Genomic DNA, 4,452 nt, shown 5'->3' on the forward strand with positions numbered 1-4,452 from the left:
ATATATTAACATATTTATTATATAGTGTCAATATACTTTTAAATTTTATTTTTATCACTTCAGAAAATGTGTTAACCGAAGTGACTCATTTATAATATCACCATAATTTTTAAGTGTCAATAACTTTAAAATAATTTTTTGATAAAATTTTTTTCTTAAATAAAAAACAATTTTAATTATTGCTTTCTATAAAAGTAAACTTTATTGCTAAGCAGCATTTTTATACTAGTTTTACGAAAATGAATGCTGGTATATATAGACATAACTGCTTATTTACTAACACATTTTGATACATTTCTTCATAATATGAAATTAGGATGTTATTTTTAATTTCTATAACCTTCAATAAAGTAAAACCAAAGGAGAGAAGATTAATGGCTGCACAAAATTATTATTTATTAACTCTTATGTCTGTAACACCTCTTGCCTCAGATCCTAGTAATAAAATTCAAACTGTAGAATATAACGTAAAACTCACTTCCGATAACTCTAATGTTACAGATCTAGCTAAAGCAAACTTCATATTATCTAGCAACACCTCAATAGATCCCGCTGATTGGACTTTAGATACCACCGATGCTTCTAATGGTAACTATTCTGTAACCTTTGAATCAGGGGCAGAATTAGATGTAACTTCCTACCTTGTAGCATATGTAGAAAACACAGGTAATAAATCTGATAAATTGTTTGTAGACTTTTCACAAGCTCTTGATGCACAAGGTAGCGCAACCTATTCCTATAATGTGTCTACTCCAGGCAAATATTATTTCGTATTAGATTCTGCTGATGGAGTAGTTCTTAATAAAGAATCTGCTGAATCCTATGACTTTAACAATCCACCAGATCCTAATAACAGCAGTATTGCAGTAACATTTGCAAAACCATATCTTGCTCAAATAATTCCGGATCCTGTAACAGGATTAAATGTGAATGTTATTGTAACCTTAAAGGATGTCAACGATACACCTCTTATTGGAAATAACGAAGTATCCTTCTATGCACGATTAGAAAGCTAAAAAATATAAAACTGGGCTATATTTATACAGCCCAGTTATGAATATAATCTATATATTAATTATATAAAGATATAAAGGATGAAGTTCATGTTTAAAAAAACACGTAAACTTTCAATAACCTCCATTAATTTGAATAAAATATCCTTTGCTTTACCTTACAACATACCCTTGTTAAAAAAGGAGGATCTATTTATTTTATTAAATGAAAGACCCTTTCATAAATTTGATATTTTCTATGAACATAAAGAGGAGAAAAAAATATATAGTATTATACCATATAAACCTTTTAAATACACAGATACTCTTTATATTCAGATATTAAATAGGTGCTTTGAATCTTACAGACATAAAATAAACTTTTCAATGGCACTGGATAAAGGTTGTGGAAAAACTAATTTTTTAATTCCTGGAAACACTCAAGGTAAATATCAAATTAAGCTTAATAAAATTAACGATATCCCAGTCAATTTAACAAGCAACAGTTTTGTTGTAAGCAGACCTATAGACCAATCTTGTAGTTGTATTTTTTCACCAAAAAGAGTTTATAAAGCTGGTGAATATATTGAATTGCTATTATACATTCTGACTATTGACGGTATCCCAGTGCCAGATGGTTTATATGAAATAGAGCTTATTGAATCAGATGATTAATACTTATCGCATATATTCAATCATCTGATTTTTATTTTTACAGGCCTTTCGATTACAAATTTATCATCATTAGAAATAACTGCAGCTTTTAATTCATACATCCCCCTATCTATTATTTTTGTAACAGCTTTTCCCATACCATTTTTAACCTCAACTATTTGAATTGGTCTTATAGTTTGGCATATCCAGTTATCTTCAAAGTCCTTAGCTTTAATAACGATATAATTAACACCTGGTTCCAGCAAGCATTTATAATAAGGCCTTCCATTCTTATCAAAAAAGACATTATATATTGTTATAAGTCCCCTTATTTCATCTATATGGTATTGTCCCTTCCCTAGCACTATTCCCTTACTGTTCAACACTATAATTTTCTTAATATTATCTGTCCACTCCTTTTGTGGCCTAAAGCCTATGCTAATATAATGCTGCATATCATTATTAACACTATCTGGAATCAGCTTAGGTGGTATTTTCTCACGCCATCGACCCTCTTGATACTTTAAACTTTTAATGAAAGCTCCTCTTTCATCACCGTATATATCTATAATACACTCATCTTCAAAAGTATTTTCATTACATTTCTTCTTAAAATAGAGCAGAGCTTCTCCCAATTCAATAGCATTCAGTCTAAGCATCTCTGCATTATTAACTCTTTGAATTTTTGCGCCATTTATATTGACATATCCCCTATCTTTATTAGGTATTACTGTTATAATATTTCTGATCTTTCTTGATACATTATTAAAATAGTTGCCTAATATAAGAACACCTATCCATTGATACTCTCCCCTAAATTTTAAAACCTTATCAGAATCATAAAAATCATTTTTTATAATGAGGTTATCTTTTGCATTAGAATTCAAAATATAAGTTTGCGCCTTTCCTTTCAGCTTAAAAAAACACTTTCTAATTGCAATTTTATCTATTTGTACTTGATCCTTTTTTGAAGAACAGCCAATTAAACAGGCAACTTTTTCTTCCAAATGCCCACTAATATAACCAAGCCCCTCCTTACTTACAACCACCTCTTCAAGCTCTAGACTAGTATATTTTTGTAACTTCTTAATCCATATAAAAATATACTCATTATTCTTCATTCTCCATTTACCCAAATCCCTACAACAATCCAGTATCCCATTGCTTATACGCACCTCACTATCCACTATAGTAATACTGTCCACATGAAGCCTATGTTTATTTAAGTCTATATTAATTTTTCTTTGGTTTAGCTTAATTTTTTCATTATGCCCATAAATATCATCAATAAGTCTGATATTCATCAAGTCCGTATTTGCAATAGCAAACTTTAACGCCCTTATATCATTTTCTATTAAGGCTCTCTTAGTTTCATAATTAATATACATGTTGAGATATTTTCCTTTAATCAAATATTGCCTTACAACTTTATGACCCTCTTTACTTAATTCTAATATTAATTCTGCCTCATGCTTATGCAATCTTTTTTCATCCGCTCTTTTAGCTGTATAAATTATTCTTTTTTTATCTGAAGATAAGATAAAAATATTACTAGTATCATCTTTGTTAATAAGACTTATAATTCGAATTTCAACCTCAGATACTTCTCTATTAGCTATTTTTTTCATCTCTTCCAAACCAATGCTTTGATTTAACTCATAAGCAAATAAATTATCTAAATTTTGTGCTGCAACATTTAAATCATTATAGATCTTAGAAATAGTTTCCCTCTTGAGTTCTATGTTTCTAGATTCATTTGTTATATTTTCCATAATCATCCTCCCATTTCATAAAGAAGTTATCTCTTAATAACTTATGTAATTGAGAGACACTTGTTATAAAAATCAATTAATTAAATTGAAAAAACTAGAAGTAATCAAAACAGTAACTTCTATCATTCTGTCACTATTCAACAGCAATTACATATTATAAATACTAGAGAACAGGGTGTTCTCTTTATTATATACAAATGGAGGAATTCGTATGGATAGGATAAAATCGCGAAATAATCACCACTATGATGACGATAACCAACACCACGAAAATAGTAACTCTCCTGAACCTAATTGCGAAAATGATGAACATCGTCGTGGTGGTCATGATAATCATGACTTTTGTGAAAATAATGAACCACCCATAGATAACAGACCAATTCTTCGCAGAATTAGAGCATCTCTGGAAAGAATTGAGGCCATATTAACCAATCCAAGAGTCGGTCTTCCAGAAATAAAATCAGAAGTAAGAGACATCGAAAATACTGTACACAATCCTTACTATGGCCTTAAAGCTATAAAAGCTGCTATTGCTGAATTAGATAATGGGTGCTGTGATTCTCAAAAATTAGTAGCTTTGCTTAGGGATATTTTAGAACTATTAAGTAATCCTAATTTTGGTTTAAATGAAATAAAGAGAGAAGTACGAAATATAGAATTTGCAGTGCTCAATTCACCCTTTAGCTTACAAGAAATCAAAACTGAAGTTCGGGCTATAGAAACCGCTGTACTCAGTCCAACCTTTGGTCTACAAGAAATAAAATCAGAAGTAGCTGCTATTGAAGATGCTATTTTAAACGGCACTAACAACTTAGAAGAAATAGCATCGGAAGTATCCGCTATCCTTAGTGCTGTTACAAATCCTACCTTCGGTTTAGAAGAGATTAAGTCCGAAGTAGCTGCTATCGAGACTGCTGTACTTGATCCTAGCTTTGGTTTAGAAGAAATTAAATCTGAAGTTTCTGCTATCGAAGGTGCTGTATTTGATCCCAGCTTCGGTTTACAAGAAATCAAGTCTGAGGTTTCTGCTATCG

Annotated in this window: 3 protein-coding genes and 1 pseudogene; 3 read left to right on the plus strand and 1 reads right to left on the minus strand. The window is 30.4% G+C overall.

Features of this window, described 5'->3' with window-relative positions; genetic code table 11:
* Positions 1-374: 374 nt before the first annotated feature.
* Entirely contained in the window at positions 375-1,016 is a 642-nt protein-coding gene (locus tag N3C_RS14460; RefSeq protein WP_074366699.1) for a hypothetical protein, read from the plus strand.
* 87 nt (positions 1,017-1,103) lie between these two features.
* Positions 1,104-1,667, plus strand: coding sequence for a hypothetical protein (locus N3C_RS14465; RefSeq protein WP_074366700.1), 564 nt, complete (start codon positions 1,104-1,106; stop codon positions 1,665-1,667).
* A gap of 20 nt (positions 1,668-1,687) precedes the next feature.
* On the opposite strand, the gene N3C_RS14470 is transcribed toward N3C_RS14465, so the two are convergent.
* Positions 1,688-3,418 (minus strand): hemoblobin-interacting domain-containing protein, encoded by a 1,731-nt coding sequence (locus tag N3C_RS14470; protein WP_074366701.1) that lies wholly within the window; start codon positions 3,416-3,418, stop codon positions 1,688-1,690.
* Between the two features lie 211 nt (positions 3,419-3,629).
* On the opposite strand from N3C_RS14470, the pseudogene N3C_RS14475 reads away from it, so the two are divergent.
* A pseudogene (locus N3C_RS14475) lies at positions 3,630-4,452 on the plus strand (hypothetical protein); the annotation flags it as partial.

Origin of the sequence: Clostridium sp. N3C (assembly GCF_900095445.1) — a bacterium.
Lineage (GTDB): Bacteria > Bacillota > Clostridia > Clostridiales > Clostridiaceae > Clostridium_AU.

What these genes read in the sequence shown, in the direction of transcription:
- N3C_RS14460 (WP_074366699.1), top strand. Translation starts at nt 375, where the DNA reads ATGGCTGCACAAAATTATTATTTATTAACTCTTATGTCTGTAACACCT.
- N3C_RS14465 (WP_074366700.1), top strand. Translation starts at nt 1,104, where the DNA reads ATGTTTAAAAAAACACGTAAACTTTCAATAACCTCCATTAATTTGAAT.
- N3C_RS14470 (WP_074366701.1), bottom strand. Translation starts at nt 3,418, where the DNA reads ATGGAAAATATAACAAATGAATCTAGAAACATAGAACTCAAGAGGGAA.